The following is a 19016-nucleotide window of genomic DNA, read 5'->3' as shown; positions in this document are numbered from 1 at the left end:
CACGGTAGGTCGCCGGGCGACCGAGATGGAAAGGGGTGTTGCTCAGGCCGCCGTCGCGTACATGTCGGCGAGCTTGCGCTTGATGGGCCCGATGCCACGGCCGAGTCCTTCCAGGGGGGCGGTGACCGGACCGCGCCAGGTGCGGCGTACCAGCATCAGGTAGGGCGCGGGCGCCAGGACGGTGACCGGCTCGTCTTCTACGCCGAGCAGGCGGGCTTGGTCGGCGATGACGTCGGCGGTGACCGCGCCGGGGTCGGTGGCGTGCAGCTCGTAGGGCTTTATAAGGGTCTCTAGCGGGACCAGGCCGTACCGCGCGGAGATGATCAGGACGCGGTCGGGGTTCAGGGCGGCGGCGGCGCGGCGCATCTGGGCGTGCAGGGTGCCGGTGTACATCTGGCCCGCAGGGGACGCCGGGGCGTTGCGCTTGTTCTTGCCACAGGACACGATGACGACGTTCACGCGGTCTCCTTTAGGATCTCCAGCATCGACTTGGGCTTGAAGCCCTGCTTGACCGCCGACAGCGCAAGGTCGCCGACCAGCTGGAAGTGCGCGCCGTGGTACAGCTGACCTTCGCCTTCTTCGTCGGGCTCGATGTGCACGCGGGTGTTGAACAGGGCGTGGCATGTGCGACACATGGCCATGCCCTCCAGCTCGGTGACCTGCTGGTCGTCGGCGTGCTCGGGGTCGGGCATGGGGGCGGTCAGCCAGATCTCGCTGTGGCAGGCGCACGGCAGGGTGGCCTTCACCTTGTCGCCGCGGCGGTGCTCGGCGGTCGAGTAGGTCCACGGCTGGGCTTTGGGGGCGTTGCGCTCGGCTTCGCGGCGGCGTCTCCATTCGCGCTCGCGGTGCTTGCTGTCGGTGTCCTCGACGCCCAGGCGGTAACCCCAGTCGAAGTCGTTCTCTCCTTCAAGCCGATCACGGTCCCCGTGGTAGTGCACGTTCAGTAACTCCTAGTTAGTGGCGGTGAGTGCGGGGGGACACTCTGGATGCGTTGATGCAGCGCATGATCGCGATAGGCACGTCTCGACCCGGCGTGACCGGCGAACGCCCTGCCCTGGCCCCGGAGCTGTGCGCACACCTCCGGGGCCCCTCAATTTCCGTCGCGTTCAGGACGCGCGGGGGTGGGTCCGCCGGTACTCGGCGATCAGGTCTTCGGGGGCGACGTGGGTGTAGATCTGCGTGGTCCGCACCGAGGCGTGCCCCAGTAGTTCCTGGATATAGCGGATGTCGGCGCCGCTCTTGAGCAGGTGGGTGGCGGCGGTGTCGCGGAACCCGTGCGGCCCCAGGTCGGGAACGCCCACGCGGCCGGTGCAGTAGGACACGATGCGCGCGACCTCCTGGCGGTACATGCGCCGCCCGGTGCCGGTCAGCAGCAGCGCCCACTGCCTGCGTTCGGGCGGCAGGTCGGCGGTGCGGTCCAGATGCGGGCGACCGTGCTCCAGGTACGCCTGGACCGCGTGCAGGGCGGGCACGCCGACCGGGACGGTGCGTTCGCGGTCGCCCTTGCCTTCCAGCACCGCGACCTGGTCCTCGGGGTCGATGGTGTCCAAGTCCAGGGCGCACAGCTCCGACACGCGGGGCCCAAAGGAGTACAGCAGTTCCAGGACGGCGCGGTCGCGCAGGGTGATGGGGTCGGAGCCGACCGCGCCGTGGTCCAGCAGCCGCCGCATCTGGCTCTTGGTCCAGTACTTGGGGATCTTGCGGGAGGTGACCTTGCGTTTCATCGTGGCGATCGGGCTGTAGTCGATGATCTGCTCGTCAACCGCCCAGGCCACGAACGTCTTCAGCGAGGTCAGGCGGCGGCTTTGGGTGCGGTCGGACAGCTCGTGGTCGTTGTCGGCCATCCAGTCGGTGACGGCTTGGCGGGTGATGTCGCCGACCTTGTTGATTCCGGTGTCGGCCGAGAACGCCCACAGGTCGCTGATGTAGGCGTTCACCGTGTTGTCGGCCAATCCGCGTACCGCTTCCAGGTAGCGGCGGTATCTCATCTCATCTGGTCCGAATGCTGCCCTGACTTGCATGCCTCAGAGACTATGTTCACCCCTGGCATGCTTCGTCCGTTTCGGGCTGTATTTATGTGTTAAACCGGGGAGATTTTCTCCTCGATCGGGGTGTAGCCCAGGTCCGTCATCGCCACGACCGGCGGCGGCAGGTGCTCGGCCAGCACCTGCTCCAGGTCCCTGGCCGGAACCGACCCGTGCAGCACCATCACGCCGTCGCCTTCCTGCCGGGCGTTGATCCAGATCCCCGACCGGGTGATCTTCTTCTCGAACGCGTGCATGTCCTCCACCGGCGGCCCGGCGAAACGCAGCTCGATGTCGTACCAGCAACCCACGGTCGTCCCTCCTCTTTTCTCAGGCCGCCAGTTGGCGGATGTCGTAGAAGCCGCGCTCGAAGTCGGCCAGCCCTCGGTAGTCGATGTCGGGGGCGCGAAGCGCCAGCGCGATCCGCTTTCCTACGGCTGCTGCCAGCGGCAGGGGGACGGCGTTGCCGATCTGCTTCCACCGCGAGGTCTTGGTTCCGATGAACTGCCAGGCGGGTGGGAAGGCTTGGATGCGGGCGAGCATGTTCATCGTGATCCGCGGCGGCTGTGGGTCGCCGGGCCGCGGCGGGGCGTCAGCGACGCTCTTGGAGGAGAAGCCCAGGTTTCGCCAGCGCTCGCGCGAACGCGACGGGCCCATGTCGGGCCCTCCGTGGATACGGGAACCGGCCACGATCGTGGGGGCGTAGGCGCGGTGGGCGCCGGCCAGCGACAGCCACTGCTCGACACCTTCCCAGCCCAGCGACCCCATCTCTTCGGCGCACACCTCGCCGACGCTGTAGGGGTAGGGCGCGCGGATGGGCCAGCGGAAGTGGGTGGCGTAGCGGGCGTGCATTCCCACCAGGAAGAACCGCGGCCTCAGCTGCGGTACACCGTGCTCGAACGCGCGTAGCACTGTGTACTGCACGCCGTAGCCCAGCAGCCGCAGCTGGAGGCACACACTTTCCAGGTAGTCGGAGAACCGGGCCTCGCCCAGTCCGGGAACGTTCTCTACTAGGACGGCTTTGGGACGGATCTGCGCGGCCAGTTCGATCAGTGCCGGGAACAGGTCACGTTCGTCGTCGCTGCCTTTGCGCAGTCCGGCGATCGAGAACGGCGGGCAGGGCACGCCCCCGGCCAGTAGGTCGACGCCGTGCCAGGCTCCGCCGTCGAGTTCACGGGCGTCGCCTTGGCGCACGTTCCATCGGGGGCGGTTGGCGCGCAGCGTCGCGCAGCAGTCAGGGTCGATATCAACCAGGAGCTGGTGGGCGAACCCCGCCTGTTCCAGCCCCAGCGCAAGGCCACCGGCACCAGCGCAGATCTCCACAGAGGTGAGCACCTCTGTGAGCCTGCCGCCCGGCGGCGGTGGCCTTGGAACGCGAGTTACTAAGCGGCTAGCTGGGAGCCGGGACGTCGGCGGTGCGAGGCGTCCTTCACCGACGCCAACGTGGCACTGGTCTGCCTGACGTTGGTCAGGCGCAACAGGTTACGGTCGGCCTCGGTCAGCCCTCCCGTTCCCGAAGCGGTGTAGCCCTCGGGGTAGGCGTAATAGGTGGCCAACCGTTCCCCGGTGCGGGCGTGCACGACCTTGATGCGCTCGGTGGTGCACCGCTGGCACTTTCGGATCACGTCGTAGGCACCGTCGTATAGGTGGCACGAGTGATCTTTCCAGTCGTGGCCGTCGTCGCGGCACTTGATCCACTCGGCGGGGAGAGCCTCAACCCATGCAATGACCTCTTTAGAAGCGCTCATGATCACGCAGAGTAGTGCCACTACTGGAAGATCATCCCCCGGAAGGTGAAAGTATTCACCCAAGCGACCGCCGATGATCTTTGACGTCCAGCAGGTTTGGTAGATCGTTCTTCATGGAAGCGGGATCACCGACTGCGAGGCGCGACGCCGAACGTTTCGGCGTCGACGCGGTGCGCGGTCTTCAGCGCTTTGAATAGGGTCCGGGCATCGGGCAGGTGTTGGCCCAACACCTCGAACACGGCCGACATGCCGTCCTCGTCTACGTTGTAGGCCACAAGCAGTCGCTCTGCGCATATGTGGATGTCGTCTGACAGGTCGGCAGCCAGGGCTCGAAGGTCTCCCTGCTCGGGGTCGACCACCTGTAGATCCGGGGAGAGCCATCCGGAGGGCGGGTCTTCTGCGACCGGCGAGGTGTGGACCAGTTCCAACATCGTCTTGTGCTTTCCGTTTCAAACGACAGGGTGTGCGAGCGCCCCGGACCTTCTCCTGCGGGGGTCGCAGGCTTCCACCGAGAAGGTCCGGGGCGCGTCTCTAGCCGGTGACGCTCCAGAAGATGGCGACGATCGTGCCGCCGATGAGCATCCCGAACAAGAGCAGTGACACGGCGAAGAAGTAGTCGCCGACCTCGGAGGTACTTGCGCCCCGGTGCGAGGTACGGTTCGCCTGTTGCTGAAGAGTCTGCTGCGGCTGGCTCGCCTGAGGTTGTCTTGGTCTGGGCCCTCCTGCGCTGCTCTGTCGGCGGGGGTCCGGCTGATTGTGTGAGAGCTGCCGCGGGGCTGCGGGCTGTTGCTGCCGAAGGGCCGTCCCCATGTGTCCGGCGCTCTGGCGCCCTTGGTTGACGGGGTAGGGCTGCTGATAGGGCTCGTGGTAGTGGGGGTTCATGTTCTCGTCACCCGTTTCCGGAACCAGACCCTGACGCCCGGACGATCGTGATAAAGCGCCTCGTCGTAGTCCCACTCGTCGGCCAACTCTCGGACGATCTGGCCCAGGCCGCGGCCGTTCTCTGCCGCCCCCTCGTTCTGGTCGTTCCCGGCGGAGCGCATCCGCGGCCTGGAGCTGTTCTCTTCCACCTCGCTGACAACGCCGATCTCGATGAAGGAGTCGGCGAAGGTGAGATCGACGCAGACGTGCCCGCCCCGCCCGTGGACGATGCCGTTGGTCAGTGTCTCCGACAGCAAGAGCACCAGGACGTCGATGGTGTCCGGATCATCAAGGACCGGTCCATCGGAGGCGGGGTCCAGCTTCTCGACCAGCCACTTCCTGCCGTAGCGCACGCACTCGGGCGAGCTGGAGAACCTGACGGTGTGCTTCGGGGCCGGGTATTTGCGTCCGTGGTTCGATCCACAGGTCTGAGTCAGGAGGGCGGGCGCAGGAAGCTCACGATCGATGTCTCGACCCGGTCCATCTCCCAGGAAGGCACCTGCCAGTTCCCGCCCCAGAGAAAGATCGCCGCGCCACCGCCGACGTCCAGAGCCCCGACCGTCACTCGCCGTTGAGTCTGGGGGCACTGGACCCTCCACCGGGCGCCGCCATCGACGGTCTCGACGAGCAAACCTTGGCGTGTCAGCCGGGCTACCAGCGTCGAAGAGTGTCGAGAGGAGGTCGGGCCGTCGTGCTGCGAAACCATCGCCGAATCCCATGACAGGTCGCTTCCTGGAAGTGCACGCGCACCCGAAGATCCCCCCAAACCTCCGAACACGTCGCGTCAGGCGTCGTTAAGCTAAGAGTGTGTCTGGCGACACACTTAAAGACAACCCTTCTAAGTGAACCGGGTCAGATTTTTCTTGACCTCATCTGGTACAAACCACCCATGGAGGAAGTGATGGCCACAAGACGGATCAGTCCAACCGTCCGTCGGCGAAGGCTGGCCAAGATCCTGGGCGACCGGAGGGCGGAGCTTGGGAAGGCACGCAACGATGCCGCCGAGTACGTCGGCGTCGGGGCCGTGACGATCACGCGCATGGAGTCCCCGACCGCCGGCAAGCCCAAGCTCGCCGACGTTGAGCGCTACGCCCGGTATCTGGAGTTCAACGACGCCCAGGTGGCCGAACTCGTCCAGCTCGCCCGCGACTGCCGGACCAAGGGCTGGTGGCAACAGCTCGGCGGAGCCTTCGACAACGCCTACCTCACCTTCATCGGCATGGAGGAAGAGGCCGACACGGTCCAGCAGTTCAGCATCTCCGCTGTCCCAGGGTTGCTTCAGACCTCCGACTATCAGCGGGCCCTCATCGCCGCGGACATGAAGTCGTCGCCTGAAGAACAGGTTGAGGAGCTGGTGGTAGCACGCCAGGTGCGACAGAAGCGTTTGGAAGGCGATGACGCCCTCACCGGGTGGTTCATCATCGGCGAAGCCGCTCTGCGCTGCCGCGTCGGTGGCGAGAAGGTGATGCGTGAACAGCTCGAACGCCTGCTTGCGTTGTCCCACAACGACAATGTGGAGCTACAGGTGCTCTCCTTCGACAAGGGCGCCCATCCCGCCATCGCCACGGGGTCGTTCACGATCTTGGGGTTCCCGGACCAACAAGACCCGCAGGTGGTCTACCGTGAACTCATAACGGGCCTCTTCATCGAAGACGCAGCAGAGGTCAAGGGGCACGGGAGACTGTTCGACCGATTGAAGGCGCAGGCTCTCGGCCCCGATGAGAGCAGGGAGCTGGTGACCCGCCTGCTCGCGGAACTCTAATGAGGTAGTACATGGATTTGGACAATGTCGCCTGGCGCAAGAGCCGACGCAGTAACGAAACAGGCGGCTGTGTGGAGGTGGCGCCGGTCCACAGCCACGAGGTGATCGCCGTTCGCGACAGCTACGACCCCGGCGGGCCAAAGCTGGCGTTCGACCCATCGGCATGGGCTAGCTTCGCTGATCGCGTTCGCAAGGGCGAGCTGAACGGTTAGCCGTGTGTGACGCGAGGCCCGGACCGTCCGGTCCGGGCCTCTTCTGTACCTAACGCAGGTGAACCAGATCATTTAGCCTACGCACTTGACCGTGGCACTCTCCTGGCGTGAGAGTCGATGTTGCTAGCTCTCACCCACAGCTCGTCTGGAGGCAGGCCCGTGGTCGATGGTGTGGAGTTTGTCGGTGGAGATCCCAACTCAGATGAGGTGGAGTGTCCGGCGGTGTGGCGAGCGCCCGGGGGTGCCTTCATCCGCGGCAAGACGGTGACCGACCCCAAGTTCACGGCCCGGTTCAACACGGATGTTGGCAAGGGCGACGACGAGACCGACGTATGGGTCCCCGACCGGTTGTTCCCCGCGATCAGGGAAGCGGTGGACGACGCTTACAAGCCGGATCGGGTGGGTGAGGGTCCACACGACTTCAAGACGCTCCTCAACGCGGCCAAGCGTTCGGTGATCCGGTTCGAGACCAGAGACGCCTACGACGTCAGCAAAGCCAGTGGGTATGAACGGTGGCGGCAGACAGGTGATCTCAGTGAGCACAGATGGACCGCCGATTTCCCCGATATGGTCCGGAAGGCGGTCGCCCGCGGGGTGAGCTGGCGGCGAGTACGGATCATCTCTCGGCCAGCGTCGGAGTACATGAGGTGGGAGCACGCTGTCACCGCGAAGAACGTGGAACTGGGTGAGGAGATCCGGTGGCTCTGGCGGGATCTTGCGGCCGACCTGCTGATTCCGGCTGCGGACTGCTGGGTCTTCGACAACCGTGTGATCCGCTGGAACTTCCAGCGCGGCGACAACTCCAATCCCGGGCTCTACACCTTCAGCTCTGACCCGCGCGTCGCGCGCGATATCGCTGGCGCATTCGAGATGGCGTGGGTTCGGGGAACGCCTCATGCCGATTTCGACATCAACTCCGATGTCCCTGGCATCTAGACAAGGCTGTCGCGGGCGGCGCTGATCAGTGCCCTGGCGGTGTCGCCCGTGACGGCGAGGGCGACCAGGTCGTCCCATGCCCGACGGTAGAGCGTGATGTCTTCCGGATGGGTCAGGGTGAGCATCCCGGACAGCAGTTCCACTCGTACCTGGGTGCCGTCTGCGAAGGTGCTGATAGCGAACGACTCGCGTACCCGAACGCCGTGGCGTCTTCCTTCGGTAGGTATGATCCCGATCGACACCGCCGGCAACCGCATCGCTTCGGACAAGTAATCCAGTTGGGCGCGGTGCACGTCCGCCGGAAAGTACTGGTACCGCAGCACCGCCTCTTCCAGAAGGAACGCCCACCGGCTTCCGGGCCGGTGCAGGTTCCGCTGTCTTGCCATGCGTGTGGCCACCGCTTGCGGAACGTCGTCCTGTTTCAGGCGACGATCCCGCCGTACCCCGCGTAGCACCTGGGTCATGTAATCCTCGGTCTGCAACAGGCCGTGGACCAGCTTCGTCTGGTAGCTCAGCTCGGAGACAACTCGCGAGTGCAGGTCCCCGACCGTGGCCTTCTGCCGCGCGTCCAGCCCGAGTTCGTGGTGCTCGCGCAGGGAGATCCATGTGCGAGCAACGTTGGCCTGCTCTGCAAGCAGTTCGGCCGTCTGCTGATCGGGGACATCGCAGAGACGGCACCAAAGTTTCACGGTCTCAGCAGTGATCGGACGCTGCCCTCGCTCGGTACGGCTGACGAGCGAGGAATCCCGCCACCCGGCCCGGCGCGCGAACTCCACACCGTTGATCCGCGCGTCAGTGCGGATCTTGCGGAGTTGTTCGCCCAGCCGCTCGCGAGCTGCCTGCGCTGATGACGACAGTGATGAGGGCATTGTGTGATCAATCTTGGCGTACTGGCCTGGGGTTATTCCGCTCCTTTGACGGTCTTTGACTGCCAACGAGGCGCGGCAGGAGTCAAAGACAGTCAAATCTCTAGCCTGCCTCTGGGCCGGCGCGGCAGGGTCGAGTAACACAAAGCTCACTCGCCAGAAGGAACAGACGCTCGCGAACCTTTGGAACCACTCGTGACGACAACCTCTGACCACACCCCGGACGTACAGAAGGACGTTCACGCCTACAGCCTCAGCGTCGGGCCTAACGCGCCTGCGGTGGCTGGCGAGAAAGTCCGGGAGGCGCTGCTGGGGTGGGGCCTCAAAGCTCTGATAAGCCCGGCCTCGCACTGCGCATCGGAACTGGTCGCGAGCGCGCTGAACAGCAAGGCGGACCGGATTCATCTGCGCGTCGAGCGATACACGCCGGGGATGGTGGAGATCGGCGTCTGGGACAGCGCACCGGGGTTGCCCGAGATCCAGGGCTCTGACCCTTCAAAGCTCGACGGGCGACGAATACAGGGCGTAGCCGAGTTGGCGGTGTCCTGGGGGGCCCAGTCCACCCCTGACGGCGGAAAGACGGTCTGGGCTCGCCTCATCGGTGGTGACGGCTGGTGACCATGCAAGAGATCGCCTCCCGGCTCAGACCGGGAGGTGTCCCCTAGAACTCCTCCGGGCGGTGAACAGACCCAACCACTGAAGTTCCCGTGTGGTCCGGCGGGGGCGCGTCAAGCGCCCCACCCTCTGCGGGAGGTAGCAACCTCTCTTCCCGCAGCGCGCCCGGGTCGAGCGCGCCACCGCCCGGAGGCCCGCAAGCTGTCCACATGAACACCATGTGAGGCGGTTGAGTCAGCGGGCGCCCATGCCGAACGCGGCTTCGGCCGCGTGGTGATCTGGAGTCTTGTCGTGGCCATCCGGCAGGGCAAGAGACCAGAGAGGAGCAAGCCTTTGCCTGAACTTCCCTCGATCTCGGACCGCCTGGTGTGAGGCTCATCCAGAGACACGCCACCGATCAACCAACAAGGAGCGAGAGCTTGAGCACCACGACCACCGACCGGACGGACCAGGACGAGCGAGCTGAGGTGCTTCGCAATGCCCTGGTCGACAAGGCCATCGCTGATCAAAAGGCGAAGGGTCTGGTGATGCGAGCCGACGTCGAGCGCGCGATGCGAACGGTACCCCGCGACCGGTTCATCCCGGAAGCGACGCTGGAGGAGGCGTACAAGAACACCGCGGTCATCACCAAACGCCGCGGTGACGAGACCGTCAGCTCGGTCTCCGCGCCGTTCTTGATCGCGGAGATGCTCGGTCAGGCAGCCGATGCACTCGATGGTCTGGGTGGCCGAGACGTCCTGGAGATCGGTAGCGGCGGCTACAACGCCGCGCTTCTGCGTGAACTCGTCGGACGTACAGGATCGGTCACGACCGTGGACATCGACGCCGATGTGACCGATCGCGCCGCAGCCTGCTTGGCGGCGGCGGGCTACAACGACGTGACCGTGGTGTGCGCGGACGCCGAGCATGCGATCGAGCCGGACCGCCACTTCGACTTGATCATCGTCACGGTCGGGGCATGGGACATCCCGCCCGCATGGCGCGAGCAGCTCACCGAAGGTGGTGTCCTCGTCGTGCCGCTGCGAACGTTCGGAACAACCCGTTCATGGGCGTTGCGACGCGCTGGTGATCGTCTGGTCAGCCACAGCCATCGCCAGTGCGGGTTCGTCGCCATGCAGGGTGCGGGGGCCCACACCATGCGGTATGTCGACATCGCCGATGGTGTCCACCTTCGGCTCGATGAGGGCGAACAGATCGACGTTGACGCCGCCAAGGGCGTTCTGACCCAGCCGAGATCTGAGGCATGGGCCGGACTGGACTTGTCTCCTCGTACCCGCCTGCATGACCTCAGCTTGTGGCACGCGACCCGCCTGCGCGAGCAGGCCGTGATCCTGACCGCCCAGGAAAGCGCCATCGAGTCTGGGCTTGTGGCCCCGTCCTGGAGGAACGGAACCTCCGCCACCTTCCACAACGGCACGCTCGCCTATCGGACTCTCCGTTGGACTGACCGGCGTTTCGATCTCGGGGCGTACGGCCATGGCCCGGAGGCGTTCGCGGCGGCTGAGCGGATGGTCGAACACATGCGCGCGTGGGTGGAGGCGGGCTGCCCGCCCCCGGAACTTCAAATCCTTCCTGCACACACTCCCGACGGCGACCTGCCGGACGGGGCGGTCCTGGACAAGCGGCACAGCCGCCTGATCCTGACCTTCACCCCTCAGTGAGAAGGGACCCTCATGGATTACCCGACGAACTCGACGGCGAGCGACACCGCTCCCAGCCCGCTCCGTGAACTGAACCTTCGTCTGGTCGACGTCGGCCCCGTGGCGTCCGCCCACGCGACGAGCACCGACGACGACTGCGGCTCGGGTGACACGGGTTCCAGCGCCTGCACGACCACGAGCAACTGATCGCGACACACCAAGAGCGCTGTCCGGCCTCCCTCTCGGAGGTGGGGCAGCGCTCCAGCGTCCATTTCCCCTCGATCGCGGAGCACGAGATGTTCCACGCGGCAGACGCGGCTTTGCTCAGAGCCGCTTCCTATCCCCGAGATCTGACGCTGCCCGATTGGCCCGACCTGACTGTTCACCGGCCTGATGAGTGGCTCAAGTGGTTGAGTGCGGTGTGGGCGTTGCCGGAGTTCGCCAAGGTCGTCGAGCATGCCGCTCCCAGCCTGGCCGCCCAGGTATCCCGTGCGCTGGACGGCGACCCGGTGAAGCCGCGCGCATTGCGGCGCCTGGTGGAGGCCGCGGTCCGGTATCTGTTGAGGTGGACGACCCGCCCGACGCCGTTTGGTCACTTCGCTGGTGTGGCTCCGGTCCTGTTTGGTGCACGCGCATCCGTGCGTTGGGGGGAACAGCATCACGACGTGGCTCGGCCCGATGAGCGCGACGTCGCGAGGCACACGTCTGCGGCGGAGAACGATCTGCTGGCGCTGCGCACGGTCATGGTGGTCACCAATAGCCTCGGGTACGTCCGGGGTGGAGTCTGGGTGCTGCCCTGCGCACGCGCCGACGATGAACGACGATGGGACATCGAACTCCCGTTGACCGATCCCGTGCGCGTCGCGATCGAGGCAGCTCGGACTCCCGTCCCCTTCTCCGAACTCGCTGCGAAGACGGCTGGAAAACTGCACGCCGACCTTGGCGAAGTTGAAGCGCTGGTTGCGGCCTTGGTCCAGGTAGGAGCGTTGCTGTCCCAGATCCGGCCGCCGATGACCGTGACCGACCCGGCCGATCACCTTGCCCGCCACGTCAGCGTGCCCGACGCCGGAGAACATCCTGCGGTCGTCGACCGACGGCTCGACTGCTCGGTGACGCTCCCCCCTGCCGTGATCGCAGAAGCGCAAAACGCGGCCTCCGCCCTCGTCGCTGTGGCACCGCCGCTACCAGGTTGGGATGCCTACCGCCGCGCGTTCATCGAGCGGTGGGGGCCCGGCGTAGCAGTTCCACTACGCGAAACCCTTAACGTTCTGGGCTTCCCTGCCGGGTATCGCGGTTCGACCCGCAATGAGCCGATCATGTTCACCGCTCGCGACGCCCTGCTGATCGACCTCGCTCAGCGCTCGGCTTTGGACGGCGGAACCGAAGTGGTGCTCGATAATGAGTTGATCACCGCATTGCGCGGCGACGATGATCGACCACCGATTCCCCACACCGAGCTGCGGTTCACCCTGGCAGCAGCGACGCTGGCCGAGCTGGATCGCGGCGCGTTCACCTTGACGGTCGTCAGCGGAGCCCGGCACGCAGGCGTGGCCGCTGGCCGGTTCCTGTATCTGCTCACCCCCACCGAACTGGCCCGCTTCCGCAGCGTCTACGCGGAACTGCCGACCGTCATGGCCGACGCGGAGATCGTGCAACTGTCCGGGCCGCCGCTCGATGTTCGGATGGCCGCGGTCGCCCGCACGCCCGAACTCTTCCCCATCGTGCCGACAGGCGACTTCCACCTCAGCCCCCGGTTGGTGTTGGATGACCTGGCGGTGGCCGCAGACCACCGGCGGCTTTGGCTGGTGTCACGCACTACTGGCCGACCGGTCGAACCACTACTGCTCAACTGCGTGCGGCTCCCACACTTGCAGCAGCCTCTCGTGCGGTTTCTGGCCGAAATCTGGACGGCCTGGACAGCCCCGTGTACGCCGTTCGACTGGGGTCATGCCGCCCGTAAGCTCGCTTTCCTGCCCCGTGTCCGGCGCGGCCGATCCATCCTGCGCCCCGCCCGGTGGATCATTCCCGCGTCCCAGCTTCCCGCCCGCACCGCTCCCTGGTCCCTATGGCGAGCCGACTGGTCAGCGCACCGCGAACACCTCCGGCTGCCCGACGTGGTGCTGCTCGGCGCCGACGACGTCCGGCTGCGCCTGGACCTGAACGACAACGCCCACCTGGCAGTCCTACGCAACCACCTCGACCGGCACCCGACCGCGGTCCTGACCGAAGCGCCTGAACCATCCGGCTGGATCGACAACCGACCGGCCGAACTCCTGCTCACCCTCACTCATCAACAGCCCAGCTCGACGCCACTCCGACCAGCCCGCTCCCTCAACACGATCCAGCACCGGCCCGGACAATCACGCTGGCTTGATGCATATCTGTACGGCCACGTGGATCACATCCTGACCCGTCTCCCCGGTAGCGACCTACCTTCTGGCTGGTGGTTCCTGCGCTACCCAGAGCCCGAACCGCATCTGAGGCTACGCATCCCCCTGCGACGCCCAGCCGCGTTCGCCAACGCCACTCGCGACCTCGCGCTCGTCGCAGAACAACTTCACGAGGAGGGGGTGTTGTCCGATTACTCGCTGCACACCTACCGACCCGAGACCCGCCACGGAACCGGCGCGACCCTCAGCGCCGCCGAAGCGGTGTTCGCCGCCGATTCCCGCGCCGCCCTCAAGCACCTTCACGCTGCCGACCGCCAGGCCGCCGCCGCGTCCGGGATGCTCGCCATCGCCCACGGGTTCACCACCGATGGGGCACGCTGGCTCGTCGACCACGCACCCCATCGCGGCGGCTCGCGGCTGGACCCGGCCCAGCTCACCGTAGCCCGCCGCCCCTACGGAGACGACGGCTTGGCCGAAGCGCTGGCCGCCTACCGGAGACTCGCCGACCGCGACGGCCTCGACGCCGACCAGGTGCTAGCCGACCTGCTGCACCTGCACCATGCCCGCATGATCGGCGTCGGCCTCGAATCCGAACGGCACTGCCTTCGCCTGGCCCGCGCCGTCGCGCGCACCGATCTGGCCCGGAGAAGCGCATGACGGCCGGTCAATCACTCGCCGACGGAGCCGCTGGCAAAGTCCTCCTCCACCTGGAGACCGGAAGGCGCGACGCCGCGTACGCAGAACTGGAGAAGGCCGTCGCAGCAGGAGTGAGCATCGCCGACAGCGCCAGTCTGTACTACGGCGCTCCGGCGCTCGCGTTCGTCCTAGCCACCTGCGATGACCCGCGTGTAGCCCGCGCCAAAGCCAGCGTAGCGTCCGGGACCGCGGTGCTCACCCGCCGCCGGCTGGAAGCCGCGCACCGCCGCATCGACCTCCAGAACAAGCCCGAGTACGCCGAGTACGACCTGATCCGCGGGCTGACCGGGCTCGGCGTCGCTCTCCGCCGAATCGGCGACATCGCCCTGCTCCGTGACGTCCTGACCTACCTGGTGCGTCTCACCGAACCAATCGGATGCCTGCCCGGCTGGTGGTGCCGCCACGGACCTGCCCGCGACCGCCCCTCTCCAGTCGGCGGCCACGGAAATCAGGGCATCGCCCACGGCATCCCTGGTCCGCTCGCGCTGCTCTCCCTGGCTTACCTCGACGGCATCCACGTCGATGGTCACACCGGCGCCATCGAGCGGATCGTCGGCTGGTTGGACGACTGGCAGCATCACACTGCGTCCGGCGCGGCATGGTGGCCGCCCATCGTCACCCTTGAAGACCTTCGCCGCTCCAGCCCAGCCGGACCAACCAAACCAGGACGCCCATCCTGGTGCTACGGAACCCCCGGGATCGCCAGGGCCTACCAACTTGCCGCCCGCGCGCTCGGCGATACCGTCCGCCAGTTCACCGCCGAAGACGCCTTCACCGGCTGCGTCAACGACCCAGAGCAGACACGCCTCCTCATCGACCGCAGCCTGTGCCATGGCACCGCCGGCCTCCTGGCGACCGGACGCCGAATCGCCGAAGACGCGCACAGTTCGATTTCCCTCAAACCACTGCTACGCCTGCACCAGAAGACCGTCCCCGGCGACGATGAACCCGCGGGCTTCCTCACCGGATCGGCCGGCGCCGAACTCGCTGTCGGCTCCACCACGACCCGGTGGGGCCCCTGCCTCCTGCTCTGTTAACCGAAGGGCTCGCCATGCATCAGGAAGCCTGGACACAGGTGAACATCGCCTACCCCGGGCATACCCCCGAGCAGCGCGAACAACAGGCCGTCAAGCACTTGGCCGACGTCATGCTCACCGCCGAAGTTTCCGGACTTATCAGCTCGTGGTTCTTCATCCGCAAAGGCCGCTGGCGTGTCCGCTACATGCTCGCCGAGAGCGACGGCCACGGCGGCGCCGACCCGCTCCACGCCCGCCTCACCGCCGGGGTCGCCTGGACATCGGATGTCTACGAACCGGAAGTCCACGCCTTCGGCGGTCCCGGCAGCATGAACACCGCGCACACGCTGTTCCACCACGACAGCCGCCACCTACTCTCCCTGCTCCCCCACACCCCTGTCGACCGGCAAGAACGCTCGCTCGTGCTGTGCACCGCGCTCATGCGCGCAGCAGGGCTCGACGTCAACGAGCAAGGCGACGTCTGGGCACGCATCGCCGAGCAGCGTTCCAGCTTGGCCGAGGAACCCCCAAGCGCGCGAGCATGGGCGTCCTTCACCGGCGGCGTGCGCCGCCTCCTGCTCGGCGAGGCCCGAACGGACCTCATCGGTGGTGAATGGCTCACCGCATTCGAGGAAGCAGGCAGAGAACTCCGAAACCTACGAGAACGCGGTGAACTTTCCAGAGGGCTACGCCAGATCCTCTCGCTCCACGTGATCTTCCACTGGAATCGAATCGGAGTCCCTGGTGCCGCCCAGGCCATGCTGACGCGAGCTGCGAAAGAAGCAATCTTCGGCAATGCGGAGACCTAAGAGATGGGAAAACCGATCATCGGCGCGGAACGTAAGCCGGTCCAACTCCGGGTGACGATCTGCTGGTGGTGCGGCCGAAGGATCTCGGTGCGCTGGTGCCTGCGCTGCCAGTGGGACGCTTTAACGGGTAACGCTCGGTTAACGCATCGCACGTAGAGAGGCAGATCAGAGGCATGTGGAACGATGTCGGCTTCCTTCACGGGCGCTTGGACCATCTGGACCCCCAGGTCATGATCCTCAAGATCGGTGAGGAATATGGCGAGGCAATCGAAGCGCACTTCGGCGAACGCGGCCTGAACCCCCGCAAAGGCATATGCCACTCCCAGGAAGACGTCCTGAACGAGTTGGCGGACGTCATTCTCACCGCCGCAGTGGCGATGGTGGGTGTGGCCAACGGCGACGTGTCGGCAGCAAAGAAACTCTTCGAGAAGCGATTGCGGTATGTCACAGAGCGACCGATGAGCCCCGAACGCTGAAACATTCACCGAGCCCAGTGCTGAGCTGGACCCGGCGGACCTTGCTGCTGGGCTGAGCAAACTAGAACGCTAGCTCCTCGAACGCCTGCGCCCAACTGGTGAACCGGTAGGCACGGTCATCGATGTATACACGGGCCGGGAGCTTGCGGTTGGTGACCAGCACCAACTCGCGGCGATTCCAGAACTGATGACGCCCGTTGTCGAGGAGGGCCGGGATGCCGTGCTGGATCAGCCACGCGCCGACCAGCAAGAGGCTGGTCCGAGCGGTGAAGATGAACACCGCGTCGCGCTTCATCAGCTCATGGACGCCTTCGACGGCGCCCTCGGCAGGCGGGTCGTAGATCGTGCCGTCATCCCAACCACGGCTATACCGGTGCACGGGGCCGTCGAAGTCTAGGCCGATCGCCATGGTGATTCCTTTCTTGTCCGCACCAGCGGGACACGCTGGTGCGGACACAGCTCAGACAGATCGCACTGGTCTCCGACGCGAACGGCTAGAACGCGCGGAGGCCAGCCGCCGCCGGGCCGCGGTGAGGTTGGTCAACGCGCGAAGCCGCTCGTACTTCTCAGCGGTACCGTGCCCGTCCCAGTCGGCGCCCCCGTCAGGCACGTGCTCGAACAACTCGACGTCGTCCTCGCTCAGGTGCCAACTCAACTGGCCGAACGGGCTCTTGACGTAGACCAGCGGCCAGGCGTCATCACGGTTGATGATCACCGAATCGTACGAGGCAGCCAAGAACGCCACCAGGCGGGCCCTTTCGGTGTACACGCTGTCCAGCGCGGCCTCCAGCTCGGCGATGCGCGCGGCGTGCTTACTCGGCGGCATTGCACGCCTCCAGGAACCGCGACCGGTTGAAAAGGCTGTTGAACCGGCCGACGGCATAGGCCATCTCGCGCGCCACCTGGCGGCGGATCTGTTCGTCCTCAATGCCGGCGATCACGTCGGCGACCGCCGCGAAGTGCTTGCGGGTCACCTTGATCGCCCCCCGGAGCGGGCTCCCTGGTGCGGCCAGTACACGTGCCACCCATCGTCGCCCTCGTCCATGTAGAAGACCTGGACGCTGCGCGGAAATATCCACTCGATCTGCGCGATCAGCTTCAGGTACTCCTCAAGCTTCAGGTAGTTGAACGCGCCGCCGAACAGCGTGCATGCGGGGACCTTGGTGCCACCCCACAAGCCCCCGAGCACACCTTCGGTCAGCGAGTGCAGCCCGTACTGGTAAAGCAACTTGGCCTCGTGGAGTTCCTTGGCCCGCGCGTTCAGCACGTCGACCAGCTCGCGGTCCTCCAGGATGCTGATCGACAGCATCACGTTCGTCACCTGGCTCACTTGCCCGCTCCCGCCTGTGCAGTCAGCGGCAGCCCGTTCTGCGAGGGCAGGTAGACCACGGTGTTGTTCTTGCCGGACTTGGCGATCTCCTCCAGCGCGTTGATCATCTCCATCTGGACGTACAGCGGAGTGAGCGTGCGGGAGATCTCGTCCTGAGCGGCCCGGACGCCCTTGGCCTGCTCGAAGCGGATCTGGGCATCCTGCTTGGCGATCTGGACCTTCTGCTCCTGGGCGGCGATCCGCAGCTTGTTGACGTGCTGCTCGTTCTCGGCTTGCACCCGGGCGATCGTCGCGGCGTTGTGGGCTTCCTCGCGCGCCTGGTACCGGTTGAACGCCTTCAGCCCGGCCCAGCCGCCCGCGCCCAGGACCAGCAGACCCACCAGCGCCACCGCGGCCAACCCGGCGAGCAGGCAGCCTTCCTTGGCGTCGTCGGCGGCCGTCACCGCTGGTCCCCCATCAGCCGCTTGGCTGTGGCCAGGGCGTGCTGCACACGCGTATACAGCGGCGGGTACAGCACGTCAGACGCGCAGTGCAAGATCGCGTTGCTGTTGGCTTTGTGCCACAGGTGCCGTTCGATCAGCTCCAGCACGCTCCACAGCTTGTGGATCTCACGCCGGGTGTTCTCGTCCAGCTCGACCGGTCGGCCGGTCGCCTCGTTCTCGGTGATCATGCCCGCCAGCCTTGTAGGACGTCGGGCAGTTCCCCATGTGCGAGTTACTACCAGCTGCCAAGCCGCAGCGTTAACGTGGTGCGGTGGCCTCACCAACCGCCTTCCTCGACCTTCGCCCCGAGCAGTTCCCCATCAAGATCGAACTGATCGACTACGACACGGACGAACTCTGGCGCGAAGAGACCCTGCCAGAGCCCGGCGCGCTCAAGATCCCGCCCGCCTGGCCGCGCGTGATGCGGGCGCGAGTCACCTACGGCGACGGCGAGGTCATAGACCAGCCCCCAGCCATCAAGTGCCCCGCATGCGGCTTCTTCTCCGAGCGGATCGTCGACGTCCGCAACGGCTACTGCCGCCGGTGCCGTAAGTTCACCTGCCGCGGCTGACCAGCCCAAACCCTGTCGCTCAACCCCTAGATCTCCAGCCCGCGCATCCACTGCCTAGCAATCTGCGCACGCATCCGGTCAGTGGCGTCGGAGTCGTCCTTGACATACACCACGCCTGCGGTCTCAATGTCGTCGATCGACAACTGCCCGGGAACCGGCTGTCCGATCGGCTCGTCCGGCTCGGGTCGGGCAGGCATTCGCGAACGCGAGCAGTCCATCTTGTGTCCCTTGATGCAGTGGCACTCCGGGCACAGGTGGTCGGTCGCCTCGTGCGCAACCAGCTGGGCGATCGGCTTGCCGTGGGAGGTGACGGTGATGGGCCCGGTGTAGGGCAGCGACGACACGATCTCGCGGCCCCGCTGACGAAGGTCAGTCAGTGTGCATTCCATGCGAGCCACGGTGATCGAGTGACAGGCCCGAACTGTAGAAAGAGTTGCTCGGTGGCCGCGCAGCAGCATCCCAACCAGCCTGATGAAAAGCCACCACGCGGCCCGTCCTCCCGCACCATGCCGGGGAGAACGA

At 66.0% G+C, this 19016-nt stretch carries 27 protein-coding genes; 11 read left to right on the top strand and 16 right to left on the bottom strand.

What is annotated here, in order from left to right:
- Positions 1-42: 42 nt before the first annotated feature.
- The 8 genes from G339_RS32450 to G339_RS0103570 all read right to left on the bottom strand — a co-directional run bounded on the left by G339_RS32450 (position 43) and on the right by G339_RS0103570 (position 5046).
- Positions 43-459 carry a DUF6884 domain-containing protein gene (locus G339_RS32450; protein ID WP_019629713.1) on the bottom strand — a complete coding sequence of 139 codons (417 nt, stop codon included), beginning with the start codon at positions 457-459 and terminating at the stop codon, positions 43-45.
- Entirely contained in the window at positions 456-938 is a 483-nt protein-coding gene (locus G339_RS0103605; protein WP_019629712.1) for a hypothetical protein, read from the bottom strand. The genes G339_RS32450 and G339_RS0103605 overlap by 4 nt, the downstream gene beginning before the upstream one ends.
- A gap of 168 nt (positions 939-1106) precedes the next feature.
- Positions 1107-1988 carry a tyrosine-type recombinase/integrase gene (locus G339_RS0103600; protein ID WP_026341097.1) on the bottom strand — a complete coding sequence of 294 codons (882 nt, stop codon included), beginning with the start codon at positions 1986-1988 and terminating at the stop codon, positions 1107-1109.
- Positions 1989-2080: 92 nt separating this feature from the next.
- Positions 2081-2335 carry a hypothetical protein gene (locus tag G339_RS0103595; protein WP_019629710.1) on the bottom strand — a complete coding sequence of 85 codons (255 nt, stop codon included), beginning with the start codon at positions 2333-2335 and terminating at the stop codon, positions 2081-2083.
- Positions 2336-2354: 19 nt separating this feature from the next.
- On the bottom strand, positions 2355-3359 hold the full coding sequence (locus G339_RS32445) for a DNA cytosine methyltransferase (protein ID WP_019629709.1): 1005 nt from the start codon (positions 3357-3359) through the stop codon (positions 2355-2357).
- 47 nt (positions 3360-3406) lie between these two features.
- Positions 3407-3772: a hypothetical protein gene (locus tag G339_RS0103585; RefSeq protein WP_157407308.1), complete on the bottom strand. Its 366-nt coding sequence runs from the start codon at positions 3770-3772 to the stop codon at positions 3407-3409.
- A gap of 125 nt (positions 3773-3897) precedes the next feature.
- Positions 3898-4203, bottom strand: coding sequence for a hypothetical protein (locus G339_RS0103580; RefSeq protein WP_026341096.1), 306 nt, complete (start codon positions 4201-4203; stop codon positions 3898-3900).
- Positions 4204-4650: 447 nt separating this feature from the next.
- Entirely contained in the window at positions 4651-5046 is a 396-nt protein-coding gene (locus tag G339_RS0103570; protein WP_019629705.1) for an ATP-binding protein, read from the bottom strand.
- Positions 5047-5582: 536 nt separating this feature from the next.
- Here G339_RS0103570 and G339_RS0103560 point away from each other — a divergent pair.
- From G339_RS0103560 to G339_RS0103555, 3 genes are all read left to right on the top strand, one after another.
- Complete coding sequence (locus tag G339_RS0103560; protein ID WP_026341095.1) at positions 5583-6455, top strand: helix-turn-helix domain-containing protein; 873 nt, start codon at positions 5583-5585, stop codon at positions 6453-6455.
- A gap of 11 nt (positions 6456-6466) precedes the next feature.
- The gene (locus G339_RS37425; protein ID WP_084693095.1) at positions 6467-6667 is read left to right on the top strand and encodes a DUF397 domain-containing protein; all 201 of its coding nucleotides are present in this window, start codon (positions 6467-6469) and stop codon (positions 6665-6667) included.
- Positions 6668-6826: 159 nt separating this feature from the next.
- A complete protein-coding gene (locus G339_RS0103555) occupies positions 6827-7603 on the top strand; it encodes a DUF6879 family protein (protein WP_157407307.1) in 777 nt (258 codons plus the stop codon).
- On the opposite strand, the gene G339_RS37420 is transcribed toward G339_RS0103555, so the two are convergent.
- A complete protein-coding gene (locus G339_RS37420) occupies positions 7600-8472 on the bottom strand; it encodes a helix-turn-helix domain-containing protein (RefSeq protein ID WP_026341093.1) in 873 nt (290 codons plus the stop codon). The genes G339_RS0103555 and G339_RS37420 overlap by 4 nt on opposite strands.
- 276 nt (positions 8473-8748) lie before the next feature.
- Here G339_RS37420 and G339_RS39295 point away from each other — a divergent pair, with 276 nt between their 5' ends.
- The 7 genes from G339_RS39295 to G339_RS32430 all read left to right on the top strand — a co-directional run bounded on the left by G339_RS39295 (position 8749) and on the right by G339_RS32430 (position 16111).
- The gene (locus G339_RS39295) at positions 8749-9087 is read left to right on the top strand and encodes an ATP-binding protein (RefSeq protein ID WP_169514705.1); all 339 of its coding nucleotides are present in this window, start codon (positions 8749-8751) and stop codon (positions 9085-9087) included.
- Positions 9088-9503: 416 nt separating this feature from the next.
- Entirely contained in the window at positions 9504-10745 is a 1242-nt protein-coding gene (gene fxlM / locus G339_RS0103540) for a methyltransferase, FxLD system (RefSeq protein WP_019629699.1), read from the top strand.
- 12 nt (positions 10746-10757) lie between these two features.
- Positions 10758-10931 carry an FxLD family lanthipeptide gene (fxlA, locus tag G339_RS37415; protein WP_084693093.1) on the top strand — a complete coding sequence of 58 codons (174 nt, stop codon included), beginning with the start codon at positions 10758-10760 and terminating at the stop codon, positions 10929-10931.
- A 41-nt stretch (positions 10932-10972) separates the two neighbouring features.
- Entirely contained in the window at positions 10973-13771 is a 2799-nt protein-coding gene (locus tag G339_RS0103530) for a lantibiotic dehydratase (protein WP_019629697.1), read from the top strand.
- On the top strand, positions 13768-14847 hold the full coding sequence (locus G339_RS0103525) for a lanthionine synthetase C family protein (protein WP_019629696.1): 1080 nt from the start codon (positions 13768-13770) through the stop codon (positions 14845-14847). Before G339_RS0103530 ends, G339_RS0103525 begins: the two co-directional genes overlap by 4 nt.
- A 14-nt stretch (positions 14848-14861) precedes the next feature.
- Positions 14862-15635, top strand: coding sequence for a thiopeptide-type bacteriocin biosynthesis protein (locus tag G339_RS0103520; RefSeq protein WP_019629695.1), 774 nt, complete (start codon positions 14862-14864; stop codon positions 15633-15635).
- Positions 15636-15865: 230 nt separating this feature from the next.
- Positions 15866-16111 (top strand): MazG-like family protein, encoded by a 246-nt coding sequence (locus G339_RS32430; protein ID WP_157407306.1) that lies wholly within the window; start codon positions 15866-15868, stop codon positions 16109-16111.
- A 61-nt stretch (positions 16112-16172) separates the two neighbouring features.
- Here the strand turns inward: G339_RS32430 and G339_RS0103510 are convergent, their stop codons facing one another.
- The 6 genes from G339_RS0103510 to G339_RS0103485 are packed head-to-tail and all read right to left on the bottom strand — an operon-like array spanning position 16173 to position 18111.
- Positions 16173-16520, bottom strand: coding sequence for a hypothetical protein (locus G339_RS0103510; protein ID WP_019629693.1), 348 nt, complete (start codon positions 16518-16520; stop codon positions 16173-16175).
- A 51-nt stretch (positions 16521-16571) separates the two neighbouring features.
- Positions 16572-16937, bottom strand: coding sequence for a WDGH domain-containing protein (locus tag G339_RS32425; protein ID WP_019629692.1), 366 nt, complete (start codon positions 16935-16937; stop codon positions 16572-16574).
- Positions 16924-17085 (bottom strand): hypothetical protein, encoded by a 162-nt coding sequence (locus G339_RS38495; RefSeq protein ID WP_019629691.1) that lies wholly within the window; start codon positions 17083-17085, stop codon positions 16924-16926. Before G339_RS38495 ends, G339_RS32425 begins: the two co-directional genes overlap by 14 nt.
- Positions 17082-17432, bottom strand: coding sequence for a hypothetical protein (locus G339_RS0103495; RefSeq protein ID WP_157407305.1), 351 nt, complete (start codon positions 17430-17432; stop codon positions 17082-17084). The genes G339_RS38495 and G339_RS0103495 overlap by 4 nt, the downstream gene beginning before the upstream one ends.
- A gap of 5 nt (positions 17433-17437) precedes the next feature.
- Positions 17438-17884 carry an SPFH domain-containing protein gene (locus tag G339_RS0103490; protein ID WP_019629689.1) on the bottom strand — a complete coding sequence of 149 codons (447 nt, stop codon included), beginning with the start codon at positions 17882-17884 and terminating at the stop codon, positions 17438-17440.
- Positions 17881-18111 carry a hypothetical protein gene (locus tag G339_RS0103485; RefSeq protein WP_019629688.1) on the bottom strand — a complete coding sequence of 77 codons (231 nt, stop codon included), beginning with the start codon at positions 18109-18111 and terminating at the stop codon, positions 17881-17883. Before G339_RS0103485 ends, G339_RS0103490 begins: the two co-directional genes overlap by 4 nt.
- A gap of 83 nt (positions 18112-18194) precedes the next feature.
- Here G339_RS0103485 and G339_RS0103480 point away from each other — a divergent pair, with 83 nt between their 5' ends.
- Complete coding sequence (locus G339_RS0103480) at positions 18195-18494, top strand: hypothetical protein (RefSeq protein ID WP_019629687.1); 300 nt, start codon at positions 18195-18197, stop codon at positions 18492-18494.
- 26 nt (positions 18495-18520) lie between these two features.
- On the opposite strand, the gene G339_RS0103475 is transcribed toward G339_RS0103480, so the two are convergent.
- Positions 18521-18883, bottom strand: a complete 363-nt coding sequence (locus G339_RS0103475) for a type II toxin-antitoxin system prevent-host-death family antitoxin (RefSeq protein WP_019629686.1) — start codon at positions 18881-18883, stop codon at positions 18521-18523.
- Positions 18884-19016 lie beyond the last annotated feature (133 nt).

Origin of the sequence: Actinomadura atramentaria DSM 43919 (genome assembly GCF_000381885.1) — a bacterium.
In the GTDB taxonomy this organism is placed as follows: Bacteria; Actinomycetota; Actinomycetes; order Streptosporangiales; family Streptosporangiaceae; genus Spirillospora; species Spirillospora atramentaria.
This window is presented reverse-complemented; position numbering and strand designations above follow the sequence as displayed.